The organism is Sulfuricurvum sp. (assembly GCF_019163035.1).
Classification (GTDB): Bacteria; Campylobacterota; Campylobacteria; order Campylobacterales; family Sulfurimonadaceae; genus Sulfuricurvum.
Genome location: NZ_JAFLKV010000004.1, coordinates 1 through 25195 on the forward strand (window position 1 = coordinate 1; position 25195 = coordinate 25195).

Genomic DNA, 25195 nt, shown 5'->3' on the forward strand with positions numbered 1-25195 from the left:
AGTGTGATGGCGACATGGAAAAAGCAAAAGAATTTTTGCGTGACCGTGGTATGGCGCAAACCGCTAAAAAAGCGGATCGCGTAGCAGCTGAGGGACTTTTGGGTCTTAAAGTTTCCGATACATTTACATCAGCGTCTTTGGTTGAAGTTAACTCTGAAACCGATTTCGTTGCTAAAAACGACGGTTTCATCAATCTTGTCGGCAACACAGCGGCACACGTATTTACTACAGGTGTCAGCAGTGTTGAAGAGTTGAACGAAACATCATACGAAACATCTACATTTACAGAGTATTTTACCTCTCAAGTAGCACGTATCGGTGAAAAAATCGTAGTACGTCGTTTTGCAACCCTCAATGCAGGTGCAAACGGATGTGTTAACGGTTACGTTCACTCAAACGGCCGCGTTGGTGTTCTCGTAGCAGCAACCTGTTCTGACGCAAAAGTAGCCGAAGCACTTGCTCCGATGCTTAAAAACGTTGCAATGCACGCTGCAGCGATGAAACCGACGACATTGACCTCTAAAGATTTCGATCCTGCATTCGTAGAAGCGGAAACTATCGGTCGTATTGAAGCGATCAAAACGGAGAACGAAGAGTTAGCACGTTTGAAAAAACCACTCAAAAACGTTCCTCAGTACATCTCAGCATCACAATTAACTCCTGAAGTTATGGCTGCGGCTGAAGAAGCGATCAAAGCTAAATTGCTCGCTGATGGCAAACCGGAAAAAATCTGGGCAAACATTATCCCAGGATCATTGGCTCGCTTCGTAGCGGACAATACAACTTTGGATAAAGAGCTTGCACTTTTGGATCAAAACTACGTTATGGATGATTCTATGACGGTTGCTGAAGCGATTACAAAAGAGGCTGCTAAACACGGCGGTACTGCTGAAATCGTCGAATTCGTTAAATACGAAGTCGGAGAAGGTTTAGAGAAAAAAGTTGACAACTTCGCAGAAGAAGTCGCTGCTCAAATGGCGTAAGGGGCAACCCTTAGATCCTGAATCTACCCTATAGGGCACATGAAGTTCAGGATGACGATAAAAATTTCGTCATTGCGGACTTGATCCGCAATCTGCTCTTTTCCCCCTTTATTAATCTAATTTACTTTATAATTCCCCTATGACACTTTTAAACGCAACCTCTTTATCCCATGCTTTTGATTATCCCCTTTTTGAGGATATTTCACTCACCCTAAATGCCGGAGAATCGATCGCGATCGTAGGTGTAAGCGGAAGCGGTAAATCAACATTACTGCATATTTTATCTTCTTTACTACAACCTAATAGCGGAAGAGTAGAGCTGTTCGGAAACGATATCTATACTCTGAGTGACACGGCACTGGTTGATCTTCGGCGTGATGATTTAGGGTTGATCTATCAGAGCCATTATCTCTTCAAAGGGTTTAGTGCGTATGAAAATCTTGAAGTTGCCGCGATTTTAGCACACCAATCGATTGATGAAGCGTTATTGGTGCGATTGGGGATCGAGAATGTGATCCGCCAAAAAGTGACCGAACTCTCTGGTGGTCAGCAGCAACGTGTTTCCATCGCTCGTGTCCTATCGAAAAAGCCCCGTTTGATATTTGCCGATGAGCCGACAGGAAATCTCGATCATGCTACGGCACTCGAAGTGATGGATATTTTTGATGATTATTTGAAACAGCATCAAGCCGCGATGATTTTAGTCACTCATGATGAATCGTTAGCCGCACGGTGTACCCATATCTATCGTATGCAAAACGGTAGTTTGCGCGAGAGCTAACAGATGGAGTGGGCAGAAATTTTTAGTGAAGGTCGTACTATCGCTTTTATTTTGCTCTTTACCCGTTTTGGCGCCTTGTTTATGGCAGTACCGATATTCTCTCATGCAAATATTCCGATATCTATTAAAGCGGCAATGGCATTTTTCTTTACCGTCTTTTTTTTCGGTGCCGTTCCCCCGCTGAATATTCCTACCGATGCCCTTAGTCTCACCGTAGCCGTATTGGGTGAAATGCTTTTTGGACTGGCGGTGGGGATTGTATTACAGTTGGCATATCATGTTATCACCTTTGCAGGGGGCCAAATTTCTTTTATGATGGGGTTTTCGCTCGCTTCGGCTATCGACCCGCAATCAGGGGTATCGATGCCGATTATCAACCAGTTTCTATCATTATTGGCATTGATGGTGTTGTTGATTTTTGATTTACACCATTGGATACTTTTATACGCCTCCGCCTCGATATCTAGCATTCCGCTGGGGGGATTTATGATAACACCCTCCCTTTTTCAGTACATTATTCATGCTATGACCAATATGTTTGTCGTAGGATTTATGATTGCATTTCCGATCACGGCATTATCAATGTTAGCCGATCTTATCTTTGGAATGTTGATGAAAACCATGCCGCAATTTAACTTGCTCGTTATCGGAACGCCGATTAAAATTGCGGTATCATTTGTGGTTCTTATGGTGACACTTGGGGCAACGCTTATGATTGTTACGTCCCAAACACAAAATGCTTATAACTATTTGGAAAAACTATTCTAAATAGTTTTATCATTTAATTTTTTTTTAGTTACAATGATAGAATTAAGCTTTTGCTGGAATAAGAATATACTTTAGAGGGGTAGCAATGAATATTTTGCTTTTTAACGATAATCCGGTCGTCCGAAAATTGGTAGCTCTCAGCGCACAAAAAACGAAAGATGATTTAAGTGTGGTGTGGTCTGTTGATGAGATCGAAGAGAGTGAATACGATTTGCTCATTGTTGATGATGCGCTTTACAGTGATGATATGTTTGAATCACTAAATGCAAAAATACGGGTCAAAAGTAAGTTACTCATGGCAACGCGAGGAAATGAAACGCCTCCGGGATTTGATAATGTTATCAATAAACCGTTTTTGCCTACCGATTTGGTAGATATGTTTATTCAAATCGATAAAAAAGTTGGCGGAATATCGAATCAAGAGAGCCCTATTGAGACACCTGTATACTCAATCAATTTGGAAGATGCACTTCCAGAGATAGAACATTCAGAAGAGGGACCAGTAAACATTGACGGTATTGATATGGAAGATGAAGATTTTGATTTTAGCAATTTAGAAGACTTTGATGAAAAACTTCCCGAAATAGGAATTTTAGATCATGAAGAGGTTCAAGAGGTTCAAGGACTTTTAGATGATACTGATAATGAAGCAATGAGCACACAAGAAGATATTATAGTAGAAGGGCTTGATGATCTTGAGTTTCCAAAAGAAGATGATCTACACAATAATATAAGTGATGAACTCATTTTTAGTGAAATGCCAGCTCTTGATGAAATGGATGAAGGGATACTCAATTTCGATGATGTATTGGAAGATGAGCTGTTAAAACTCGATAATGAGACACCGGAAAAAGAACTTATTGATAAAAATGCTTTTGATATGGATGATTTTTCTCCATCGTTGGAGGAAGAGAGTGCTTTTGAAGATAAAGTATCATCCGACGATATGGATATTTTAGGGTCGATTGATGATGAAAATTATTTGGACCATTTAGAAGCGAAAATTAATAATGCAGTAAATGGTTTAGGGAGTGACGACTTGGAGAGAGAATTGTCAACGGATGATTTTGATGATGACCTGATGGAAGATTTAGGGATAGAAGAAGAAGCCTCTCCAGAGGAAGAACTTCCGGTGGAAGAGCCTTTGGTCGAAAACACTCCTATTGCGGAAGGAAACGATTCGAGTGACTTTGATGAATTCGATATGCTCGATGAGCGTGAGCTAAAACGGGCTGTCGGTGAAGAAGTAGAGGATCAGGTAGAAGCAGAGGTTGAAGATTTCGGAGGCTTTGAAGATGAGAGTACCCTTGAGATGGAGGGGATCGATGAAGAAGATGAGTTAGCATTGATTGAGGATATAACACCATCACTAGAAACACAACCCGCTCACAATGATGGAGTAGAGGCGCTTCAAGCCCTTCTTAAAGCCCTTTCAAACGAAGATGTTGCAAAATCTCTCAAAGGAATGAACATCAGCATTAATATTAATTTCGGAAATGAAAAGTGAATCGTCACAGCGGTGCAATTTTAGTTTTATCAGGGCCTAGTGGTGCGGGGAAAAGTTCTCTTATCAGTAAAATAACCGATCATATCGGTCCAACCTACTTTTCGATTTCAACGACGACCCGAGCGATGCGTGAGGGGGAGGAGGATGGTGTTCACTACCATTTTGTAAGCGTTGAAGAGTTTAAACGTGAGATTGAAGAAGAGATGTTTTTAGAGTATGCGGTGGTTCACGGCAACTATTACGGAACATCACTGGGAGCGGTCAAAAAAGCACTCAAAGAGGGTCAGTTGGTTATTTTTGATATTGATGTACAAGGACATGATGCGGTACAAAGTCGGCTAAGTGATATCACAACCTCGGTTTTTATTACAACTCCCTCACTTGAAGAGCTGAAAAAACGGCTTCACAATCGCTCTACTGATAGCGAAGAGGTCATTGAGCGTCGTATTCAAATGGCAAAGCGAGAAGTTCAGCGGATCAGTGAATACGATTTTCTAGTAGTGAACGATAATCTTGATGAAGCGGCAGAAATTTTGGTTTCGATTGCTAAAGCAGCTCGGATGAAAATACCGACCTTACAAATCAACGAATTTGTCCAGAAATGGGAAGAACAAAGTTAGAGTTATAACAAAAAGATATCCGTAATCTCATAAGGACGATTACAGCAATCAGCCGTTATACTGCTCAAATTAATTTTTAACGTATAAAAGGAAATATCAATGGGCGGTTTTACAAGCGGAAGTCATTGGCTAATAGTTCTTGCAATTGTTGTATTGTTGTTTGGAGCGAAAAAAATCCCTGAACTTGCAAAAGGTTTTGGGCAAGGGATCCGTAATTTCAAAAAAGAGATGAAAGATGAAGAGCCAACTGCAACGGCACCATCGGAAGCTCCGAAACAAGTTGATACGACTGCATCTACGGTAGTAGAAGCTCCTAAAACTACTACACAAGCGTAAGCCTTGAAGCAGCGAGTAGCAGCGCTGTTGCGCGATAAATTCAATTGTGATGTTATCCTCGAAAAGCCGAAAGATCGTTCTTTCGGTCACTTCGCTACCCCTATCGCTTTTTCCCTTGCTAAAGAACTTCGAAAATCTCCTATGGCTATCGCCGAAGAGATCGCAACATCGTTCAATGAGAGCGAAATGTTCGGGGCAGTGGAATCGGTCAAAGGATATATCAACTTTCGTCTCTCTGAATCGTTTTTGGACGAGTATGCTTCATGGGCATTGAACCACGGGGAACAATTCGGAAGCAGTGATAAAAAAGGTTCTATCCTCCTCGAATTCGTCAGTGCAAATCCGACGGGGCCGCTTCATATCGGGCATGCGCGCGGAGCCGTATACGGTGATACGATATTACGTCTTGGGCGTCATTTAGGTTACGATATCACGGCAGAATATTATGTCAACGATGCGGGGAATCAAATCGATTTACTCGGTGTATCCTTACAGCTCGAAGGGCGTAGCTCTCTTCTGGGTGAAGTGGTAGAATGGCCTGAAAAATACTATCGCGGTGAGTATCTCAGTGACTTAGCTCGTGAGGTTGTAGAGCTTTTCGGCGAAGATGCACTTCGTGATGAGAGCCGTCAAAAAGAGTTGGCACTGTGGGCAAAAGATAAAATTTTGACCCTTATCGTTGAAGATTTGGCTGCGATCAATGTCCATTTTGATACCTTTGTCGGTGAAGCATCCCTCTACAATGAGTGGGATCGCGTTATGGCAAAAATGGGTGAGGGTGTGTACACCAATGAGGGGAAAACCTTTATCCGATCTTCCGAGTACGGTGATGATCATGACCGTGTTGTGGTACGTGAAGACGGACGCCCGACCTACCTCGCAGGTGATATTATCTACCATAACCAAAAGTTCGAGCGCGCCTATGAGGATTACATCAATATCTGGGGAGCGGATCACCACGGCTATATCGCCCGTGTGAAAGCAGCGATCACCTTTTTGGGCTATGATTCGGAAAAACTAGAAGTACTTCTCTCTCAAATGGTGAGTTTGCTCAAAGATGGTGAACCATTCAAAATGTCCAAACGTGCGGGAACCGTTATTCTGATGAGTGACGTGGTCGAAGAGATTGGTGCGGAAGCATTACGCTTTATGTTCGCCTCTAAAAAGTGCGATACGGCGCTCGAATTTGATATCGAAGAACTCAAACGTCAAGACAGCTCAAATCCTATCTACTACATCCAATACGCCCATGCCCGTATCCAAACCTTGATTGCGAAAAGCGAAAAAAGCATGGATGAGATTATGGCTTCCCATTTGCACGGGTTAAGTGCGGATGCGGATGGATTGTTGTTTGAGGCACTGTTGTTACCGGAGATCATTGAGGATGCGTTCGAATCGCGCCAAGCGCAAAAACTCCCTGATTATCTGAAAGTGTTAGCGGGACGTTTACATAAATTTTATTATGATACCCGTATCCTTGGTACTGAAGATGAAACTAAACTTTTAAAACTTCTCCTCGTCGTTGCCCTCTCGATTAAAACAGGGCTATCATTGCTCGGAATCCAAGCTAAAGATCGAATGTAAACATTCGATCTTCAACCTCTTTTATCCCAATAATCTCGTAATATTTTGTCGAAGTGCATCATTTTGATGGGCGATAGCAATTTGAGACATATCAAGTTTTAGATTGCTTTGCTGAAAATCTTTGATCGTGTTTGTCATATCGGTATCGGCGATTTGGCTTTTTGCCGCAGATGTGGAAGTGATTTTTTCTAACAAGGTGTTAGTTGCACTCACAAAGCTATTGGTGGTAGAGCCGACATCGGAATTAGCCTGAGATAGAGAGTCTCTGTAGGCTTGGATACCGTCTTGATTGTCGATAGAGAGTGATGATGGCGAAAGCGATGGGATGGAAGTTGAGATGTTACTATCACCCAAAGAGAAACTCATGGAGCTTCCGAAAAGAGATTTTCCGTTGTAACTGGTACTCTCAATACTTTGTTGCATTGAAGCAACGGTTTGGTTGAATTCACCTTGCAATACTTGTTTCTGAGAATCATTGAGCGCAGCATTGTTGTAACGGACGCTGAGATCGTTCAAAGTTTGGGTCTGATCGGAGAGAGAGTTGAGTGTTCCTCCGGCGATCTGCATCATCGAAATGCCGTCATTGGCGTTCATAACTCCTTGGGATGCAGAAGAAATATCGTTTTGCAACATATCGGCAATAGAACGTGAAGCACTCTCTTCCATCCCAATCTGTATTGCGGAAGCGATTTTTTCGAGGGTTTTATCACGTTTGTTTGTCTCCGTATTCATTTGCGGAAGGGGATTGTATTGTGTATTAATAGCTGACATTTTGTCTCCTTTCAAATCTATCATTTGTTATAGAATATCACGGTACATATTAAAAAATAATAATATTTTCAGAGTAAACATTCTGTGTCTGAGCAATGCTATAATTCGCTCATGGTAATAAAGCGTTAGGAGTAAAGATGATTAAAGTAGCGGCAGTGCAAATGCAGATGAGCGGGGATAAAAATGCCAATATTCTCAAAGCCGAATCAATGGTGCGTGAAGCGGCTAAAAACAGCGCCAATATCATTTTGATCCCTGAACTTTTCGAGGGATACTATTTTTGCAAAGATATGGATAAAAAGTATTTCGAGTGGGCACAACCACTACAAAATAATCCCCTCATCGCGCATTTCAGTGCGTTGGCGAAGGAGCTTGGGGTAGTGTTGCCGATCAGCTATTTCGAGCGTGACGGTAAACGTTATTTTAACTCACTCGTCATGATCGATAGCGATGGTACCGTGATGGAAAACTACCGCAAAACTCATATCCCTGACGGTCCGGGGTACGAAGAGAAATTTTACTTTGAGCCGGGGGATATGGGGTTCAAAGTGTGGAAAACCGCATTTGGAAATGTGGGTGTTGGCATCTGCTGGGATCAGTGGTTCCCTGAAACGGCGCGCTCACTTACCCTCATGGGGGCGGATATGATTTTCTATCCGACGGCGATCGGAAGCGAACCCGAAATCGGTGTTGATTCGGCATCGCACTGGCAGCGGGTACAGATGGGGCACTCTGCGGCAAACATCATCCCCGTTATCGCCGCCAACCGTATCGGTGAAGAGGTGGGAGAGAGTTGTACCCTGACGTTTTACGGCTCTTCGTTCATCACCGATCATACGGGGCAAAAAGTTACCGAAGCATCACGTGACAAAGAGGAGATTCTCTACAGCGAGTTTGATCCTGTTTCCATTCGCGAACACCGCCACTATTGGGGTCTTGTTCGAGATCGCCGTCCGGAGTGTTATGGAGAGATTGTTAAGCAATAACGATATGGAAAAGTTAGCCACAAAAAATCTTCATGTTTTGTATGTCGAAGACGATGATGTGGCGCGTGAAAACGGTATCGAGTACCTCGAAAACTACTTCGAACATATCTATGCCGCTTCGGATGCTTTTGAAGGATTAAAACTCTATCGCGCGGTACATCCCGAAATCATCATTACCGATATTCAGATGCCTAAACTGAACGGTTTAGAGTTTATCAAACAGATCCGTAAAGAGAATAAAGAGACTCAGATCATTGTCATTAGCGCCTACAGTGACACGACCTATCTTCTTCAAGCGATTGAGTTGCAGTTAGTCAAATACCTGATTAAACCGGTGCAAGAGAGCGCTTTTAAAGAAGCGTTGCGACAATGTATCGAAAGTATCCATCATAAAGATTCGAATATCATCAATCTTCCGGATAACACCTGTTTTGACAGCTACAATCAGACCCTTGTACGCGATGGTGACGTTGTTGCTTTGCGGACAAAAGAGCTTCAGATGCTGAGTCTGCTCCTCAAATATAAAAACCGCTATGTCACCTATAGCGAGATCGAAAACCATGTTTGGCGAGAGAGTGCCATGAGCAGCGATGCTCTTAAAACACTGATGAAAAATCTCAAAGCGAAACTCCCTGCGAATCTCATTTCCAATCTCTCAGGGACAGGGTACAAAATTGAGTGCTGAAGCGTTCACCCACTTAGCCTACGGCGCAACGTTCGGCATTTTGCTGATGAGTATCGTTTATACGCTCGTGCGCTATGTCTACTCCAAAGAGATCATGTATATCAGCTATTGCGCCATGCAGGTTTTCTCTTTGGGATATATCAGCGCCTATAGTCATCTTTTCCATTTTTCGCCTTTTATTCAGGAGATTTTTCTTCTCTTAGCAACGCTGAGTGCCGTTATGTTTGCAATAACGTTTCATGAGGGAAATTTGATTCCAAAGATTACGAATTTTAAAGAGTTGGTGATCAATACCCTTTTGCTCAATGTGGTCATTTTGACTGCCTTTTATCACTATATCCTTTTTGAATATCTCCCCTATACGGTGGTGTATGCAATCTTATTTCTTTCGGTCGTATTTAATCTCCGCTCAGGGTTTAAACCGACGATCGTTTATGTCATCGGATGGTCGCTGCTATGTATTTTGCTGTTTGTGTTTCAACTCAAACAGGTGTACGTTCAACACGGTTATATCGATATAGTATTGGCGGCATTTGCAGTGGAAGCGGTGTTGTTTACGATCTCTATTTCGTACAAATACAATCTTTTCAAAAATCAGGCACTCGATCATCAAAATATGTTGTTTCAACAGTCAAAAATGGCAAAAAGCGGTGAGATGATCGCCAATATCACCCACCAGTTTCGTCAACCTCTCAACAACCTCTCCTACCTGTTGATGAATTTGAAAAATCGGTATGAAAACCGTACGATAGACGATGCATATTTTGATAAGAAAATCGCTTCGGCGCAGGAACAGTTGCAGTTTTTATCCAAGACGATTGATGATTTCAAAGAGTTTTATACCCCTGCCAAAGCGAAAGAGCCTTTTTCCCTCACCGAAGCGATCCGCAATAGTGTTGCTGTTATTGCCCCCGATTTAAAGAGCAAAGGAATCGTATTGGAGGTTGTTGGTAGTGATGAAGAGATCACTATTTTTGGAAAAAAGAATGAGCTCTCTCAGGTTCTTTTGGCGTTGATCTCGAATGCGTCGGATGCATTGAGCGGGGTGAGTGAACCAAAGATTATCCTTCGTAGCCACTGCAACGGGAGCGAAGCAATGATCAGACTCGAAGATAACGGGAGCGGGATTTCAAGCGATACACTTGGAAAGATTTTTGACCCCTATTTTACGACAAAATCACAAGGGAGCGGGATCGGGCTTTATTTGTGCAAAATGATCATCAAAAAGAGCTTCGGAGGAAAAATAGAGGTCGAGAGCAAGGTTCGAGAGGGGAGCGTGTTTACCCTCTCGATGGCGCTCTATCACTCAGCTCGCGGATAGATAAAGGAGATCTCTTTTACAACAGAGATTTTCGGATCTTCTTTTGCGAAGACCGTGAGTTTGACTTTCAACGCGGTGTCTCTTCGATCCGACTGCGATAAGTTTTGATTTGTCGAGATCACCAATATCCGTTTTCGCATACCGTCGGCTTTGAGACGTAGCGCTTCAAAGCTATCGATACGGAAGTTTTTGTCTTCCACTTTGACATCGTAGGTATAGGTTTGTTTTTGGGTGTTGTGAATGTTCACAATATAGTTGTTGCTGACGATGCCATCGTGTGTTTTGTAGAGTTCGTTTGGTTTATTGATATTGACCAATACCCGTTCTTGCTCCGATGCAAATGCTGCCGCAAATATCAAGGATCCAGCCATAGCGACAAAATACATAATGTTGCGTTTGGAAAAAATAGAGCATTTTATCTCATGTAAAATTGATTTCGGACTTCCCCACTCGATCAGCGATTTTTTCCCTAATTTACCCATGACGGTACTACACGCATCGGCACATCCCAGACAGTTGATACACTCTAACTGTAACCCTTGACGTATATCGATATGGGTCGGACATACTTTGACACACGCTTCACAGGCGGTACACTCTTGCGCGCCGCGATTGGTGTTATACACGACGTGTTTGGTATTATCATCATAAAGTACGGTTTGTATTCGTGAATAAGGGCATAGATAGGTACAAAAACTCTCCTGCATCCAGACAATATCATAAATCAAAAATGCCGCAGTTGTAGCGATGAAAATGATGATAAAGAGATGATCTTGCGGGTGTTGCATATAGGTGAAGAAATCTTCGGGAGGGACGAAGTACCAGATAAAATTGGTCGATGCGGTTATGGCGATCAGTGCCCAGAGTAAAAAACCGACAACGACTTTGATCTTATTTTCAAGAGATGAGGTATTCATCCGTTTTTGTTTGTTCGTACTGTTTCTCAAATCGAGGAGGGTTCCTTGAATCAGATCCCGATAAATGGTTCTAAAAATTGTCTGAGGGCATCCCCATCCGCACCACGCTCTCCCCAATATGGAGGTGAGGGCAAAAATCCCGATAAACAAAAATATGAGTAAAAACGGCATGATGTAAAACTCGTTGACATCGTATGCCAATCCCATAAAATGAAACTGGAGTTTCTCAAATGAGAGAAGCAAAAGGTGGTTGTCATTCACCCTCATAAACGGAACGGTGAAGATAAAGAGGGTGACAAAGGCATAGAACCAATATCGTTTAGTCGCATAAGACATACAGACTCCTTGAAGATAGAATAGGGAACTGTAGAAAAATAAAGTGTCTTTTTGGTGGCATAAAAAAGAGAGTGGAACTCCTTTTGCTTTACTCAAGTATTAGAGTTACTAACGGGGGTTGCCGTGAGAGTTGTATTACGCAATAACGCTATCTTTGTTCAAGGGAGTACCAACACTCTCGAAGAGTCGTGGATGGAGGAGTTTTTCGATCATCATATCCATAACACACTGTTTTTGGATAACGGGGTATTGGTTCTCAATAACGAAAATTCCGCGAACCAAAAAGAGGAGTTTTTAGAGACTCTCAGTGAACATTTTACCAAAGCGAATGAACTTACAGGCTCGTTTTACAGCCGATCATTAAAGCGATGTAAAACAGCGGCGGTTCGTATCGAAGTACCGTTTCGCAACAATGAAAATGTCGATGTCGAAGTGTATGCATTTGGACCGGATCGTGTTAAACTGAGCGTGTTGACTCCAAATCGATGGGTGATGCGTTATCTCAAACAACAACTCTCCAATATGGTGACTAGTTCGACGAATGATGGACTTTTTATCGATGTGAGAACTCCGCAAGCTAAAGCGCGTCTCGAAAAAACGCTTAATCGTCGCGAAGTGCTCCATTTTACTATCAACTACCAATATGATGATATGTTTATGAGTAGATTATACGGAAATTATCGAGGATGGGGGCATGGAAACGATGCTATCGATAAAATGATCCGCTATCACGCGATTTTTGAGATTCCGATGGGCTCATCACCCGAAGATTTGAAAAAACGGTATCGTACCCTCGCCAAACGGTATCATCCAGACCGTGTTCAAAATAAAAGTCCTAGAATTATTAATAAATACACTCAGAAATTTCAACTTCTACAAGAGGCATACGGCGCATTACAAGCGGTTAGTTAATGGGCTCAAATCTTCCGCACTGAAGCGGTAAAGCCGTTTATCTTTTAGATCATTCAGCTCATTTGAAAAACCCCGTTTGGCAAACAGTAATATTTTATCGGCTCTGATGGAGAGCTTGGTACATTTCTCTTCGAGTTTGTGAAACTCTTTTTTGTTCACTTTGTGGTTCGTCCATTTGCACTCTCCTACCCATATTTCACCCTCCATCGTTTCACAAAACAAATCGATTTCTACTTCACGGTTCCAATAGCTGCCCGAGTCGAGTAGGTCACTGTGAAATTGAGGAGCAAAAAATTCGCGTAAGTATTGATCACACAACTCCTCAAAGGTAAAGCCGACAAAGGCATTAAGCTGTTCTCGAAAATGATCCAAAAAAGGTTGATAATTTCCCTCTCGAATCGATTTCGAAAACGGTTCTACAAACGCGAACCAAAATCGTAAAAAGGGGGTGGTAAATCTAAATTTATGAGAAATTTTGTGGTGTTCGATCTCTTTTTTAAATCGCTGTTTTGGATGGGCACGTTCCAGTGGCATTTCGCGAGAGCGCTCTAATGAAAGATAACCGTTAACGCGTAAAAACTCAAATGCTTCATTTCCCCGCTCTTTTCCGATACGGGCACGGCGATAGGCTGAGCCTTGACGGCGGTCTCCGACGGCAACGGCATGGAGTAAATTGAGGTAAAGGGGATCTTCGTTAAGGCAAGAGAGGAGATTTTCTCGATGGGAGTCAAAAAGGGTGATTATGTGGTGTAAGATCAGTGATTCAATCGGCTCATCCGTATCGATAGGTTCGTTATAGCCCCCGAAAATGGAGAACAGCTCAACACACTGTTCCATATCTCGTGGGAGATTACGGTGAAAAAAATCACTTATTAGTTTTCTGTCCATTGGAGAGATTATAACAAATAAGTGGTGGATAGAGTAGAGTTATGAAGAGAGGACAATAGCTATATTTTTCAGGATCTTATTAACACGCTCTTTATATTGTGACAATTTATCGGTATATTTATCAGTAGATGCGGCATTTACTTCGAGTTCACCTAAAATATCCAGCATCGAACGGATAAAATCGCGGTGATCGGCACATTCATGACATACGGAGGTACTGGCACACATCCCCTCATTCATGAGAACATATGCCTCTTCGGTCGCTATGCTAAGTTTTGTGTAATAGGCACTACTGTGATCGCTTTTGTCACTAAGTAGTTGTTGAAGCACTTGAAATTGTTTTTGTGCATCACGGAGAATATTGAACATAGTTGTCTCCTGTTCTATTTAATAAACTTAATTGTATCTCAAAAAACGGTAGAATAGCATTAGAAATTTATATCATTTAAAAGAGAATTTATGGAATATCGCTATATTGGGCGGAGCGGATTACGCGTCTCTCCTATTTGTATGGGAACAATGACGTTTGGAAGTCAATGTGATGAAAAAAATGCATTTAAAATTATGGACAAAGCATACGATGCCGGAGTTAACTTTTTCGATACTGCCGAACTCTATCCCGTCCCCCCCGAAGAGAGTCTCGTTGGGTTGACCGAGGAGATGGTGGGGCGTTGGCTCAAAACGAAACCGCGCGATTCAGTTATTTTAGCATCCAAAGTAGCGGGTGCCGCTTCGGGTTGGTTTGTGCCGCCGATCCGTCACGGGTATACGGCGATTGATCGGTTTCATATAGAGAGGGCAATAGAGGGATCATTGAAACGGCTAGGTACCGATTATATTGATCTCTATCAGATGCACTGGCCTGACACCGTGGTACCGATCGAAGAGTCTATGAGAGCGTTTGATGCATTGGTGCAAAGCGGAAAAGTGCGTTATATCGGAACGTCTAATGATACTGCACGAGGGACGATGAAGTCGTTGATGGTAAGCAAATACGAAAAATTGGCCCGTTTCGAATCGATCCAAAATAATTTTTCGCTACTCAACCGCCGCGATCTTACTGAGATCGGAGCACTGTGCCGAGAAGAGAAGATTTCATTATTGCCCTATTCGCCTTTGGGTGGAGGGGTATTGAGCGGAAAATACAATCAAGACATCAATGCGCACGGACGGTTCAGCGATTACGTCAAATCAGCCAATAAACGTCAGCGTCTGATGGCATCTCGTTTTTTAAATGATAAAACCCTTGCTTCGACGCAGGAATATCTTCGAATCGCTCATGAATCGGGACTTCATCCTGTGAGTATGGCAATTGCATGGAGTAAACAGTTTGATTTTGTCGCCTCAACGATTATTGGTGCGACAACACCCGAACAGCTGGATGCTAGTTTGGCAGCAATGAATGTTACTTTAGATCGTGAAACACTTCAAAAACTGGATGAGGTTCATGCAAAAATTCTTTATCCTATGGGTTAGTCTCCTCATCCTTTTAATCGGAGGGTGCACGAGCAAACATTACAGTGTCAGTGAACCTAAAATTATTACCATCAAGTCCCCGAAACTAAAATTTGCCGATACGGGGTATATCCGTCATGAGGGGGAAGCGGTTGAAGCGGAGCTGTTTACTGCGGGAGTTGCAGTAGAAAAAATAACGATAGATGATAAAGTGTGTGTGAGTGCAGGGTGTATGAGTGAAGAGGCGTTTGTTCGTGATTACCTCTCTCCCGAATATCCTACGGACACGCTCCGACGCATTTTGCTGGGTGAGCCGATTTTTGAGGGGATCAATACGAGTGAGCAGTGCGGCGGTGGACGGACACAATATATTCGAACCGATAAAACTGATATTGTCTATCGTCTCAAAAATGATATGACCTATTTTAAAGATCGTAGTAACGGTATTATCATCAAAATTATCGATCTTGATATTAATCAATCACTCTAATCTTTAACTGCGTTACAATCAGAAAAAAAAGGGTCACAATGAATGTTTCTCCTGATTTTTCTCTCCCTCTGCGTATTATTGCCCCCTATTTTGTTATGGGAGTTATGTTTTATATTCTTTCGATGAGCTTTTTATTTTTTTTGCAACCTGATATTAGTTTGCACGATTTTAGACTCATCGGATGGGTTCATGTTTATATGATCGGTTTTGTGATGACGGTAATTATCGGAGCGATGGGGCAGCTCTCCGTCGTTGTAGGAGAGGTGCATCACCGTTACCCTAAAATTTTTGGATGGATATGGCCTCTTTTAGCTTGTGGAACAGTACTTTTAGCCCTCGGATTTATCTATAACCCTTTTTGGCTCACAATAGGTGGAAGTCTGACTCTTGTTGCATTAACCCTTTTTGCCTTAAATCTGTTTGTCACACTTAATCGTGGTCGCCGCCGTACCAGTGTCATCCTCTCAATGCAGTGGAGTACCCTTTTTTTAGGGGTTGGATTAGGAATTGGCTTTATGATGGCATTGGGTTATGCGGGGATGATACATATCGATCCATCGCAGTGGCGCATGGGACATATCTTTGCTGTCTTCGGCGGATATGTCATGCTCAACATTATGGGGGTGAGTACGGTATTGCTACCAATGTTCGGTGCGTGTAAGCGTCCCTCGGATCGGGATCATGCTATCAGTTTTTATGCGATGATTGTTTCAGTGGGAGCTATGATAGTATCATCTGCATTACAGATGCATTGGCTCGAAAAGGTTGCATTATTCGTCGGAATAGGATCGGTTCTCTATTACATGGTGCAGGTTTACCGTATATTTACGACAAAAAAGCGTGGTTATACTGATATCTGGGAACGCTCCGTTGCCGTAGCCTTTATAGCGTTAACCGCATCTATGGGATTTGGGATATACGGCGTATTGAGCGCTAATGAAAAAATGATAGCCCTCGCATTTTGGTTTTTGACCGCCGGATTTCTGGGATTTTTAATCACAGCACATCTGTATAAGATTGTCCCTTTTTTGGTATGGTTTGAGCGTTACGCTCCCTATATCGATGAGAGGGAAATTCCGATGCTTCATCAGCTTCTGCCTGTTCGATGGGCAAACATTCAGTGGGGATTGGGTGTGAGCGGGTTGATTTTGGTGAGTTGTTCGATAGGATTGACGAATACAGTGCTTTGGAAAGTCGGAGTAGTGTTTTTAATCACTTCAGGAGCCGTTTTATTGGCAATTCTCATCAAGGTTTTGCGCGATAAGTTATAATTCTCTCTTTAATTAGGGAGCAATGATATATGAAACTTAGCCAACGCAGCGGAACTATCGAACAATCCCATATTCGCTCTATGACGAGAGCGTGCAATGCCCTAAATGGGATCAATATGGCACAGGGGGTATGCGATCTTGAAGTTCCTCGTAAGGTGATCGAGGGGGCGTACACGGCTATGAACGAGGGGTTTAATATCTACACCCCGACCGAGGGACTACCGCGGTTACGTTCTGCAATAGCTGCTAAGATAAAACGCTTTTACGAGGTCGAAATTGTGCCTGAGCAGGTATTGGTCTCTGATGGGGCGACGGGGGCATTTTATACGGCGTGTATGGCACTGCTCAACCCGCTCGATGAGGTGATATTGTTTGAACCTTACTACGGTTATCACCGATCCACTCTCTCATCACTCGAAGTTGTACCGACCTATGTCCGTCTCGAATCCCCTGAGTGGAAACTGGATATGGAAACACTCGAAGCGGTAGTGACCCCGAAAACGAGAGCGATGGTGATCTGTAACCCCGCCAACCCGAGCGGTAAAGTTTATACACGTGAAGAGCTCGAAGCGATAGGGGAATTTGCCGAGAAACACGATTTGATCGTATTTGCCGATGAGATGTACGAGCATTTTTTATACGGTGATGCTGTTCATGTCACGGCACTCAGTATTCCGAGTTTGCACGATCGATGTGTTGTTTTGAGCGGATTTTCAAAAGTGTTCAGTATCACGGGCTGGCGGTTAGGATATGCGATAGCCCCAGTGAGTGTGATCGAAGCGATGGCACAGCTTAATGATCTCATTTATGTTTGTGCCCCTGCACCGTTACAAATCGGCGCGGCGGTCGGGTTGGAAGAACTGGGAGATAGCTATTACACGGAGCTTGCCCGAATCCACGAGCATAAGCGCGATCTTTTTTGTGATGCATTGCGTGATGCGGGATTGAACCCGAGTATCCCTGCGGGTGCCTATTATGTCATGACCGACGTAAGTAGTGTGGCGGGAAATGATGATTTTGAAAAAGCGATGGCGATACTGGAAAAAACAGGTGTTGCTTCGGTGCCTGGGCGGGCGTTTTATCATGACGATGCGGGAAAAAATATGGTTCGCTTTTGCTACTCTAAACCTCTGGATGTACTGGAAGAGGCGGCGGAGAGAATTCGACGTTTATGATATAATAGTGAGAATTATGACAGAAGGAGGGATCAATGTTAAGTGTGCAGATTAACAACCCTGTGGTCGAAAATTTCTTTCACCATTCATCCGAATCTATAGTGCAGTTTCTTGAAAAAGCGGTTGCACATTTAGAAAAGAATCCTTCGTTTATCGTCTCATCTATGGATGAAGCCCGTGCGCGGGTAGAGAGTGCGCGAAATTCCGATGATTATCTTTCCGAAGAGGAATACAAAAGTGATATGGAAGCATTTTGGAAAACCGTGTAATTCGGCTCATTCGTAACCGAAAATTCACTATTCAACTTCAAAATATTTTCCGTTTTATTGCTCTCGATAAACGTTCCGCCGCAATTGATTTTCAACACGATATTGACGCTAAATTCCAGCTTTTAAAAACTCAACCGATGATGGGACGTGTATCATTATATGCGAGTGATGAGAAAGTACGTGATCTTATCCATAACGGATATACCATCGTTTATGAGATTAAAGATGAACAGACGATTTGCATTTTGGAAATTTTCAAGTGGCAAGAAAAATAAGAAAAAATCCAATTTTGAAAAACTTCAAATAGTTAAAAATACACAAGGAAATTAATATGTCTAAATTTGTAGGAGCCCACGTCTCCGCTTCGGGCGGTGTTTTTAACGCTCCACTCAACGCGATGAAAATCGGTGCCAATGCGTTTGCCCTTTTTACCAAAAACCAAAAACAGTGGGCGGCAAAGCCTCTCGATGAGGAGACCATTGCTTTGTTTAAAGAGAATCTCGCCAAAAGCGGAATTCTCTCTAAACATATTCTTCCACATGATTCGTATCTGATTAATCTTGGGCATCCTGAAGAGGATAAACGGCAAAAATCACTCGAAGCGTTTATTGATGAGGTGCAACGGTGTAGCCAGTTGGGATTGGATCGGTTGAACTTCCATCCGGGGAGTCATTTGAAGCAAATCAGCGAAGAAGAGTGTATTGATCGGATCGCTATGAGTATGAATGAAGCACTCAGTGTTACCAACGGTGTCACTTTAGTGATCGAAAATACGGCGGGTCAGGGGTCTAATCTGGGGTGGAGATTTGAGCATCTTGCGGCTATCATAGAGCGCATAGAGGATAAATCACGGGTTGGTGTCTGCATCGATACGTGCCATATGTTTACGGCGGGGTATGATATTCGAACCCGCGAAGCGTATGATGCAACTTGGAGAGAGTTTGATACAATAGTGGGGTTTAACTATCTTAAAGGGATGCATATTAATGATTCTAAACCTGATTTGGGGAGTCATGTCGACCGGCATGATTCGCTTGGGAAGGGAAAAATAGGTCTGGATGCGTTTGGATTTATTATGAATGATCCGAGAATGGATGACATTCCCTTGGTACTTGAAACGATCGATGAGACGATTTGGAATCAGGAAATCGGATTGTTATATTCACTACAGGAGTAGAAGATGAAGAGAGCATTAGTACTATCGATTGCACTGTCTGCGACATTGTTTTCTGCAGGATATAAAATCCCAGAGAGTTCACTTAATGCTACGGCACTTAGTGCAGCGTATGTGGCTAATGCTCACGGAGCCGATGCGGCGTATTACAACCCTGCGGCGATGGTCTATAATGATGATGCAGAGTTACTTGAAGTGGATGCGACCTATATCGGACTCTCTAAGATTCATTATGCTTCAACGAGCGGAGCCTATAACATCGACTCCAAAAGTGAATCGTTTTTGGTTCCGACACTCCATTATACCTCTGGAAAATTAGGAGACAATAGTGTTCGAGTAGGTCTTAGTATTGTAGTCCCGGCAGGATTGTCGAAACGATGGACAAGCGCACAGGCAGTTTATAGTGCAGAAGAGTTTACTCTCCAAACCATAGAATTCAATCCCTCCATTGCAGTACCATTAAGTGACACACTAAGTATGGGTGTAGGGTTTAGAATTGTTCGAACGGATGGAGTGGTTAAAAGTATCTCTCCAACTCCTACATCAAGAGATTTGACTGGGGACTCGATCGATTATGGATATAATTTGGCACTAAACTATCGACCCATCAGTAATCTATCGTTAGCAGTAACCTATCGTTCTAAAATTGATTTGAACGTAGAAGGGTCTGCTGATTTGCGGGTTGGTGCTACGACTTATAGCGGTCCAGCGAGTGTTACGGTTCCGCTTCCTGCGGCACTCAATCTTGCCGCTGCATATACATTTGATACGGGAACAACGGTTGAAGCAGTGTTTGAGCGAACTTACTGGTCATCTTATAAAAATCTCGATTTTAATTATGATAGTACCGTGAATGCAGCAACGGTTGCTTTTGGAGCACCGCTACCTAAAAATTGGACAAATACCAATACATATCGACTTGGTTTGACTCAAAAAATTGGCAAATTAAGTGCTATGGCAGGGATAGCCTATGATAAGAGTCCGGTGTTCGAATCGACACTTGGCTATGAGCTTCCTGATAGCGATGCGGTTATTGTCTCTTTAGGCGGGCGATATCAAATCGATCCGCATTGGAATATCGGTTTGGCTGGTTTAGTTGATATTAAAAAAGACCGAATTGTGCATCAAAGTGGCGGAAGTAATCCGATTAGCGGTGAATTCTCTAATTCTAACGCCTATTTGGTTACAGCTGGAATCGAGTATCGTTTTTAATCTATTTAAAATCCCTAAAACCATAACCATGGTAGAATCTCTTCATAAAACAGCTATTGCTACAGTGCTGAAAAGAGTATTGAAACAACAAGGAAACTATTGAAATATCTCATCGACTTTTTAGAAAATAAATCCATTGAAAAAACCCATATTTTTTCTCAACTTAAATGTACTATAGATGAGGCGAAGATTTTACAACTTCTGACCCGTAAGTTTTTACAGTCACAAGAAGATGTGATTGTTGCCGAACTTCTTCAAGAATTGTACGGTCCCGACGATTACACCTACTTGGAACATTTTGGGGAAGTTAAAACCCTCCTTGAACTTGGATGGATCACGCATCATTCATTTACCCCACTGAAAATCAGTGAGCTCTCTCATCTTGAGCTCTACAATACCCCCGTCGCAGTGACGTCGATTTTTATGAAGCTCCTAGAAGAGGGTTCATTGGAGATGACACTCCCTGACATCAAACCTTATGCCGATCATTTGGAATATCTCCAAGATCAGTTTTTCCGTATCGAGCTCTATCAAAAAATGTCGATTATTCGCCATAATGGAAACGAACACTCTCTTGGGATCAACCGTATCCAAAACAAACTTGATCTCCTCGAAAAACGGATCGATGAGCGTATTGCTCAAACCTCACTCGATGTAGTGCTGGATCGCTTTTTCAAACAAAAAAAGTTAGAGCCTAAAGAGCAGGTGATTTTCCTTGCTCTTTTGAAAGAGGAGTACAGTGCAACCGAGGGAAATTTGCGAGAGATGAATACCCTCATCGATCTGATCAGTTTTGATGATTATGAACGGATTAAAAATCGAGCACTTTTGGAAGACGGTGCACGCCTCATCAGTGATGAAGTGATCGATTATGAAGAGATGCTCAATCCGTTTGGTGGAATCAGTCGTGCTTTTTATATCGTCGATGAGGTGCTTCAATCGATCATGCACCCACAGAAAAAGAAAAAAGTACGGAAACTAAAACTCGATATGCTGATTAAAGAGCAGGAGATTTTTGAGTTGATCGAACCGACGACATCACTCGAAAATGTCGTTCTTAACCCTTCGACGGAACAAACCCTTTCGAATCTCATGCGCCAGTTGGATCGTGAAGTGATCGCACGGCTTCATGAATGGGGAGTCAAAGACAAAAAAGCGGGGATCGATGCACGGATCATTTTCTACGGCCCTCCTGGGACCGGAAAAACCCTTACGGCACATTCGCTGTCTCGTTCATTGAAACGGCAGGTTTTGAGTTTCGACTGCTCTAAAATTCTTTCGATGTATGTGGGAGAATCGGAAAAAAATGTCCGTAAAATCTTTGATACCTATGCGGATCTCACGAAGCAAACAAAAACAGAACCGATTTTGCTCCTCAATGAAGCGGATCAGTTTCTCTCATCACGTTCCCAAGGTGCCGGTACATCAGCCGATCAGATGCATAATCAGATGCAAAATATCTTTTTGGAGCAGATCGAGAAATTTCAGGGGATTTTGATTGCGACGACCAACCTCCTTGAAAATATCGATCAGGCATTTTCCCGTCGATTTAACTATAAAATCGAGTTCAAAAAACCAGATCAGAAACAGCGCCTTACGTTGTGGAAAATGATGTTACCAAAAAATGCTCCATACGAGGAGGGGTTTGATGTTGATAAACTTACTTCATATCCTCTTACGGGGGGACAAATCAATCTGATCGTCAAAAACACAGCCTATAACGTTGCCGCACGAGCTGAGGGGCTATTTAAACTCGACGATTTCGTTGCAGAAATCCAAAAAGAACGCTCGGGAAGTTTTGATGGGGAAAAATCTGTGGGATTTTTAAGCCATTAAATATCAAAAAAATATCACATCATGATCGAAATTTAACCAAACCATTATTTTTGCCCCAAAGAGGGGGTATAATCCAAACACGATTGTATCTATTAGCAAAAAACGGAGAATATTATGGGTTGGTTTAGCGACGATACACCACTGAGGGAAGAACTCTCAATACTACAAAAAGAGAATCAGGCACTACGGGATCAAAACCAAGAGCTTTCCCGCAAACTTTATGAGCGTGAAGCTTCAATCGAGCAAGATAATCAGAAACATAAATGTGGCAATGCAAGTGTGATGATGGCATATCAAAATGAGCAACTCAAGAAGAATCTGATCGATGTTCAAGGAAATATGGCGGCATCGGTCTCCTCCTCCAAAGAGAATATCGCCCAATCAACGTCATTATTAGAAAATATTGTTGATTTGGGGCAGAAAGCATCCGGAATCTCAAATACTCTCGAAGGACTCAATCATTTAGCATCAGAGTCAATGGATACCGTTAAAGCACTCTCTCAACGGGCACAAGATGTGGCGAGTATTTTGGTATTGATTAAAGATATTTCCGATCAAACCAATCTCCTGGCTCTTAACGCCGCGATTGAAGCCGCACGGGCGGGAGAACATGGGCGAGGATTTGCCGTTGTCGCTGATGAAGTTCGCAAACTTGCTGATCGAACCGATAAAGCGATCAGTGAGATTAATATCTCATTGCAATCGATGAAACAAGATGTTACGACTATCGGTGAGAAATTTGAGCAGGTACAAGAGAGTATCGAAGAATCGAATGAGTCGATTGGAAGTTTTAATGCCAATATGGATCACAATGCACAAATGATGCGTGAAACATTTGCACATACGCAACACACTGCAGAACGTATATTTATGAGTTTGGCTAAATTGGATCATATTATTTGGAAAGTGAATACTTATCTCTCTGCTATTACGAAAAAAGAGCAGTTTAATTTTGTCGATCACCATAACTGCCGTTTAGGCAAATGGTATTATGAGGGGGAAGGGGCTGATTTCTTCAAGAAAACCGCGAGTTATACCTCACTTGAATCACCGCATTCAATCGTCCATAATTCGACCCACAAAATTTTCGATTTGATGAAATCTGAGGAGATCGGATCGGATCGTTTTGTAAAAGTATTCGAAGAGATGGAACATGCCAGTGATGGTGTTTTTGAAACACTTGATCGTATGCTCAAAGAGAAATATTAAGATTTTCTACAATGCAGTACGCTGAGTGCTGCAAAACACTCCTCCTCATCACTAATCATCTCCGATATTGTTCCATTTTGACACGAAATCGTATAAAGCTTTCTAATGTGTTACGTAATTTAACATTTATACGTAAAACACAATAGTATGGTGTTTCTTATTGTGACAGAGATAAAAAAATATCCGATTCATAAGGGTTTGTTTAATTCTCTTTTTGTTATAGTGCAACAACTGTTTATTAGAAAACCATATACCGTGGCAGAGAATTGCTTTGCGGCGGAATATGCCATCAACCACGAAAAGGTCGGAACTATGGAGCATTACAACGTAGCAAATCCTTATTTTGGGGTATTTGTGCTGTTTGTGTTAACGTTTGGGGCATTTTATGCCACAACAGTCATCGCACGTTTAGCCAGTCGCGCATTAGCGGCAAAAGATACTGAAAAGATTAAGCTTTCGGTTTACGAATGCGGACCGGAAGTAACAAAACAGCCGAACCGCATTTCGACGCAGTTTTATCTTTTTGCATTGTTGTTTCTTTTGTTTGACGTCGAAATTGTTTTCATGTTTCCGTGGGCGATTGATTTCAAACTTTTAGGGTGGTTCGGATTTGTCGAGATGATGATGTTCATCTTATTATTGGCTATCGGTTTTGTTTACGCGTGGAAGAAAGGGGCTCTCGAATGGCACAACATCAAGTAAATTATCTCAAAGACGGCGGACTTCCCGTCGCTTTGACAACGATTGATAAAGTAGTTAACTGGGGTCGATCCAACTCGCTTTGGGCATTGACGTATGGTTTGGCGTGTTGCGGTATCGAAATGATGGCTTCGGGTGCATCTCGTTATGACTTCGACCGTTTTGGTACGATTTTCCGTGCTTCTCCGCGTCAAGCAGAGCTTATGGTAGTCGCGGGAACATTGACGAAAAAACATGCGGAGTTTATCCGCCGTTTGTACGATCAAATGACCGAGCCGAAATGGGTGATATCGATGGGTTCATGCGCCAATACCGGCGGTATGTTCAACACCTACGCAACCGTTCAAGGGGTTGACCGTGTTATCCCTGTTGACTTGTATCTCCCCGGCTGTGCACCTCGTCCTGAGACACTTCAATACGCAGTATTATTGCTACAACAAAAAATTCGACGTGAGAGTGCATCCCGCGCTCAAAAACCAAAAAGGTTGATGTAATGAGAGCTTACACCCCTAAAGACGATGTACAGAAAAAACCCTATTACACCGACCGTTATTGGGTTGCCCCACAAGTAGCGAAAAGTGATGTCTCTGAAGATGCCGTATTTGCAGCCGATCTCGAAGCGATCAAAGCAAAGTTTGAAGTTTTGGATGCCTATATCCAAGTGAAACAAATGGTAGTGGTAATCAATGCCGCCGATAATTTCGGTGTTATTGAGTTGATGAAAAATGAGCTTGAGTACAATCAGCTCTCTGAATTATCAGCGATTGACTGGTTGGCACAAGAGGGAAAATTTGAGATTTTTTACCAAATGCTCAGTATGTCCAAACGCAAACGTATCCGTGTAAAATGCAAAATCGATGAAAAAGAGTCGATTCAAAGTCTCTCGTCACTCTTCCGCTCTGCAGATTGGTCTGAGCGTGAAATGTACGATATGTTCGGTGTGGTGGTAAATAATCATCCGTTTATGAAACGTATCTTGATGCCGGATGATTGGGAAGGGTTCCCGCTTC

At 42.6% G+C, this 25195-nt stretch carries 28 protein-coding genes; 24 read left to right on the forward strand and 4 right to left on the reverse strand.

All coding sequences use genetic code 11. From position 1 onward, the window contains the following. From tsf to argS, 7 genes are all read left to right on the forward strand, one after another. Window positions 1–983, forward strand: a 983-nt coding sequence (gene tsf / locus JZU62_RS00185; protein ID WP_295010756.1) for a translation elongation factor Ts, incomplete at its 5' end; no start/stop codon positions are given. A 139-nt stretch (window positions 984–1122) separates the two neighbouring features. Beyond that, window positions 1123–1764, forward strand: a complete 642-nt coding sequence (locus JZU62_RS00190) for an ABC transporter ATP-binding protein (protein ID WP_295010759.1) — start codon at window positions 1123–1125, stop codon at window positions 1762–1764. 3 nt (window positions 1765–1767) lie between these two features. Continuing rightward, on the forward strand, window positions 1768–2532 hold the full coding sequence (gene fliR, locus JZU62_RS00195) for a flagellar biosynthetic protein FliR (RefSeq protein WP_295010761.1): 765 nt from the start codon (window positions 1768–1770) through the stop codon (window positions 2530–2532). Between the two features lie 85 nt (window positions 2533–2617). Continuing rightward, the gene (locus tag JZU62_RS00200) at window positions 2618–4039 is read left to right on the forward strand and encodes a hypothetical protein (protein WP_295010763.1); all 1422 of its coding nucleotides are present in this window, start codon (window positions 2618–2620) and stop codon (window positions 4037–4039) included. After that, window positions 4036–4659, forward strand: a complete 624-nt coding sequence (gene gmk / locus JZU62_RS00205) for a guanylate kinase (protein WP_295010765.1) — start codon at window positions 4036–4038, stop codon at window positions 4657–4659. Before JZU62_RS00200 ends, gmk begins: the two co-directional genes overlap by 4 nt. 99 nt (window positions 4660–4758) lie before the next feature. Continuing rightward, window positions 4759–4995 carry a twin-arginine translocase TatA/TatE family subunit gene (gene tatA, locus JZU62_RS00210; RefSeq protein WP_295010767.1) on the forward strand — a complete coding sequence of 79 codons (237 nt, stop codon included), beginning with the start codon at window positions 4759–4761 and terminating at the stop codon, window positions 4993–4995. 3 nt (window positions 4996–4998) lie between these two features. Next, window positions 4999–6579 carry an arginine--tRNA ligase gene (gene argS, locus JZU62_RS00215; RefSeq protein WP_295010769.1) on the forward strand — a complete coding sequence of 527 codons (1581 nt, stop codon included), beginning with the start codon at window positions 4999–5001 and terminating at the stop codon, window positions 6577–6579. Between the two features lie 21 nt (window positions 6580–6600). On the opposite strand, the gene JZU62_RS00220 is transcribed toward argS, so the two are convergent. Further along, window positions 6601–7350: a flagellin gene (locus JZU62_RS00220; protein ID WP_295010771.1), complete on the reverse strand. Its 750-nt coding sequence runs from the start codon at window positions 7348–7350 to the stop codon at window positions 6601–6603. A gap of 137 nt (window positions 7351–7487) precedes the next feature. On the opposite strand from JZU62_RS00220, the gene aguB reads away from it, so the two are divergent. From aguB to JZU62_RS00235, 3 genes are read left to right on the forward strand one after another with little or no spacing between them, the layout of a single operon-like run. Beyond that, window positions 7488–8336, forward strand: coding sequence for an N-carbamoylputrescine amidase (aguB, locus tag JZU62_RS00225; RefSeq protein ID WP_295010773.1), 849 nt, complete (start codon window positions 7488–7490; stop codon window positions 8334–8336). A gap of 4 nt (window positions 8337–8340) precedes the next feature. Next, window positions 8341–9021 carry a response regulator gene (locus tag JZU62_RS00230; protein ID WP_295010775.1) on the forward strand — a complete coding sequence of 227 codons (681 nt, stop codon included), beginning with the start codon at window positions 8341–8343 and terminating at the stop codon, window positions 9019–9021. Beyond that, window positions 9011–10342 (forward strand): HAMP domain-containing sensor histidine kinase, encoded by a 1332-nt coding sequence (locus JZU62_RS00235; RefSeq protein WP_295010777.1) that lies wholly within the window; start codon window positions 9011–9013, stop codon window positions 10340–10342. Before JZU62_RS00230 ends, JZU62_RS00235 begins: the two co-directional genes overlap by 11 nt. Here the strand turns inward: JZU62_RS00235 and ccoG are convergent. Then, window positions 10324–11595, reverse strand: a complete 1272-nt coding sequence (gene ccoG / locus JZU62_RS00240; RefSeq protein ID WP_295010778.1) for a cytochrome c oxidase accessory protein CcoG — start codon at window positions 11593–11595, stop codon at window positions 10324–10326. The genes JZU62_RS00235 and ccoG overlap by 19 nt on opposite strands. 123 nt (window positions 11596–11718) lie before the next feature. On the opposite strand from ccoG, the gene JZU62_RS00245 reads away from it, so the two are divergent. Continuing rightward, the gene (locus JZU62_RS00245; protein ID WP_295010780.1) at window positions 11719–12507 is read left to right on the forward strand and encodes a J domain-containing protein; all 789 of its coding nucleotides are present in this window, start codon (window positions 11719–11721) and stop codon (window positions 12505–12507) included. Here the strand turns inward: JZU62_RS00245 and JZU62_RS00250 are convergent. Together JZU62_RS00250 and JZU62_RS00255 are read right to left on the reverse strand one after the other, a co-directional pair. Beyond that, complete coding sequence (locus JZU62_RS00250) at window positions 12490–13395, reverse strand: DUF234 domain-containing protein (RefSeq protein ID WP_295010782.1); 906 nt, start codon at window positions 13393–13395, stop codon at window positions 12490–12492. The genes JZU62_RS00245 and JZU62_RS00250 overlap by 18 nt on opposite strands. A gap of 39 nt (window positions 13396–13434) precedes the next feature. Then, window positions 13435–13764 (reverse strand): hypothetical protein, encoded by a 330-nt coding sequence (locus JZU62_RS00255; protein ID WP_295010784.1) that lies wholly within the window; start codon window positions 13762–13764, stop codon window positions 13435–13437. Window positions 13765–13854: 90 nt separating this feature from the next. Here JZU62_RS00255 and JZU62_RS00260 point away from each other — a divergent pair, with 90 nt between their 5' ends. The 13 genes from JZU62_RS00260 to JZU62_RS00320 form a co-directional block, all read left to right on the forward strand. Further along, entirely contained in the window at window positions 13855–14871 is a 1017-nt protein-coding gene (locus JZU62_RS00260) for an aldo/keto reductase (RefSeq protein ID WP_295010786.1), read from the forward strand. Then, window positions 14843–15340, forward strand: coding sequence for a hypothetical protein (locus tag JZU62_RS00265; protein WP_295010788.1), 498 nt, complete (start codon window positions 14843–14845; stop codon window positions 15338–15340). Before JZU62_RS00260 ends, JZU62_RS00265 begins: the two co-directional genes overlap by 29 nt. A 38-nt stretch (window positions 15341–15378) precedes the next feature. Further along, window positions 15379–16611: a hypothetical protein gene (locus tag JZU62_RS00270; protein WP_295010790.1), complete on the forward strand. Its 1233-nt coding sequence runs from the start codon at window positions 15379–15381 to the stop codon at window positions 16609–16611. Between the two features lie 29 nt (window positions 16612–16640). Continuing rightward, window positions 16641–17786: an aminotransferase class I/II-fold pyridoxal phosphate-dependent enzyme gene (locus JZU62_RS00275; protein WP_295010792.1), complete on the forward strand. Its 1146-nt coding sequence runs from the start codon at window positions 16641–16643 to the stop codon at window positions 17784–17786. Between the two features lie 35 nt (window positions 17787–17821). Beyond that, complete coding sequence (locus tag JZU62_RS00280; protein WP_295010794.1) at window positions 17822–18055, forward strand: hypothetical protein; 234 nt, start codon at window positions 17822–17824, stop codon at window positions 18053–18055. Further along, a complete protein-coding gene (locus JZU62_RS00285) occupies window positions 18040–18330 on the forward strand; it encodes a type II toxin-antitoxin system RelE/ParE family toxin (RefSeq protein ID WP_295010795.1) in 291 nt (96 codons plus the stop codon). The genes JZU62_RS00280 and JZU62_RS00285 overlap by 16 nt, the downstream gene beginning before the upstream one ends. Window positions 18331–18386: 56 nt before the next feature. Then, window positions 18387–19232 (forward strand): deoxyribonuclease IV, encoded by an 846-nt coding sequence (nfo, locus tag JZU62_RS00290; RefSeq protein ID WP_295010796.1) that lies wholly within the window; start codon window positions 18387–18389, stop codon window positions 19230–19232. Between the two features lie 3 nt (window positions 19233–19235). Continuing rightward, the gene (locus tag JZU62_RS00295; RefSeq protein WP_295010798.1) at window positions 19236–20441 is read left to right on the forward strand and encodes an outer membrane protein transport protein; all 1206 of its coding nucleotides are present in this window, start codon (window positions 19236–19238) and stop codon (window positions 20439–20441) included. Window positions 20442–20540: 99 nt separating this feature from the next. Continuing rightward, complete coding sequence (locus JZU62_RS00300) at window positions 20541–22277, forward strand: ATP-binding protein (RefSeq protein ID WP_295010800.1); 1737 nt, start codon at window positions 20541–20543, stop codon at window positions 22275–22277. 114 nt (window positions 22278–22391) lie between these two features. Further along, entirely contained in the window at window positions 22392–23486 is a 1095-nt protein-coding gene (locus JZU62_RS00305) for a methyl-accepting chemotaxis protein (protein WP_295010802.1), read from the forward strand. 312 nt (window positions 23487–23798) lie between these two features. Next, on the forward strand, window positions 23799–24188 hold the full coding sequence (locus JZU62_RS00310; protein WP_015652668.1) for an NAD(P)H-quinone oxidoreductase subunit 3: 390 nt from the start codon (window positions 23799–23801) through the stop codon (window positions 24186–24188). Then, window positions 24170–24679, forward strand: a complete 510-nt coding sequence (locus JZU62_RS00315) for an NADH-quinone oxidoreductase subunit B (protein ID WP_013459129.1) — start codon at window positions 24170–24172, stop codon at window positions 24677–24679. The genes JZU62_RS00310 and JZU62_RS00315 overlap by 19 nt, the downstream gene beginning before the upstream one ends. Further along, a partial coding sequence (locus JZU62_RS00320; protein WP_295010804.1) for an NADH-quinone oxidoreductase subunit C occupies window positions 24679–25195 on the forward strand: 517 nt, incomplete at its 3' end. The genes JZU62_RS00315 and JZU62_RS00320, both read left to right, overlap by 1 nt.

Bases quoted from the DNA above. Each gene is read 5' to 3' on its own strand.
- JZU62_RS00190 (WP_295010759.1), top strand. From the start codon at position 1,123: ATGACACTTTTAAACGCAACCTCTTTATCCCATGCTTTTGATTATCCC.
- fliR (WP_295010761.1), top strand. From the start codon at position 1,768: ATGGAGTGGGCAGAAATTTTTAGTGAAGGTCGTACTATCGCTTTTATT.
- JZU62_RS00200 (WP_295010763.1), top strand. From the start codon at position 2,618: ATGAATATTTTGCTTTTTAACGATAATCCGGTCGTCCGAAAATTGGTA.
- tatA (WP_295010767.1), top strand. From the start codon at position 4,759: ATGGGCGGTTTTACAAGCGGAAGTCATTGGCTAATAGTTCTTGCAATT.
- JZU62_RS00220 (WP_295010771.1), bottom strand. From the start codon at position 7,350: ATGTCAGCTATTAATACACAATACAATCCCCTTCCGCAAATGAATACG.
- aguB (WP_295010773.1), top strand. From the start codon at position 7,488: ATGATTAAAGTAGCGGCAGTGCAAATGCAGATGAGCGGGGATAAAAAT.
- JZU62_RS00230 (WP_295010775.1), top strand. From the start codon at position 8,341: ATGGAAAAGTTAGCCACAAAAAATCTTCATGTTTTGTATGTCGAAGAC.
- ccoG (WP_295010778.1), bottom strand. From the start codon at position 11,595: ATGTCTTATGCGACTAAACGATATTGGTTCTATGCCTTTGTCACCCTC.
- JZU62_RS00250 (WP_295010782.1), bottom strand. From the start codon at position 13,395: ATGGACAGAAAACTAATAAGTGATTTTTTTCACCGTAATCTCCCACGA.
- JZU62_RS00255 (WP_295010784.1), bottom strand. From the start codon at position 13,764: ATGTTCAATATTCTCCGTGATGCACAAAAACAATTTCAAGTGCTTCAA.
- JZU62_RS00260 (WP_295010786.1), top strand. From the start codon at position 13,855: ATGGAATATCGCTATATTGGGCGGAGCGGATTACGCGTCTCTCCTATT.
- JZU62_RS00265 (WP_295010788.1), top strand. From the start codon at position 14,843: ATGCAAAAATTCTTTATCCTATGGGTTAGTCTCCTCATCCTTTTAATC.
- JZU62_RS00270 (WP_295010790.1), top strand. From the start codon at position 15,379: ATGAATGTTTCTCCTGATTTTTCTCTCCCTCTGCGTATTATTGCCCCC.
- JZU62_RS00275 (WP_295010792.1), top strand. From the start codon at position 16,641: ATGAAACTTAGCCAACGCAGCGGAACTATCGAACAATCCCATATTCGC.
- JZU62_RS00280 (WP_295010794.1), top strand. From the start codon at position 17,822: ATGTTAAGTGTGCAGATTAACAACCCTGTGGTCGAAAATTTCTTTCAC.
- nfo (WP_295010796.1), top strand. From the start codon at position 18,387: ATGTCTAAATTTGTAGGAGCCCACGTCTCCGCTTCGGGCGGTGTTTTT.
- JZU62_RS00295 (WP_295010798.1), top strand. From the start codon at position 19,236: ATGAAGAGAGCATTAGTACTATCGATTGCACTGTCTGCGACATTGTTT.
- JZU62_RS00305 (WP_295010802.1), top strand. From the start codon at position 22,392: ATGGGTTGGTTTAGCGACGATACACCACTGAGGGAAGAACTCTCAATA.
- JZU62_RS00310 (WP_015652668.1), top strand. From the start codon at position 23,799: ATGGAGCATTACAACGTAGCAAATCCTTATTTTGGGGTATTTGTGCTG.
- JZU62_RS00315 (WP_013459129.1), top strand. From the start codon at position 24,170: ATGGCACAACATCAAGTAAATTATCTCAAAGACGGCGGACTTCCCGTC.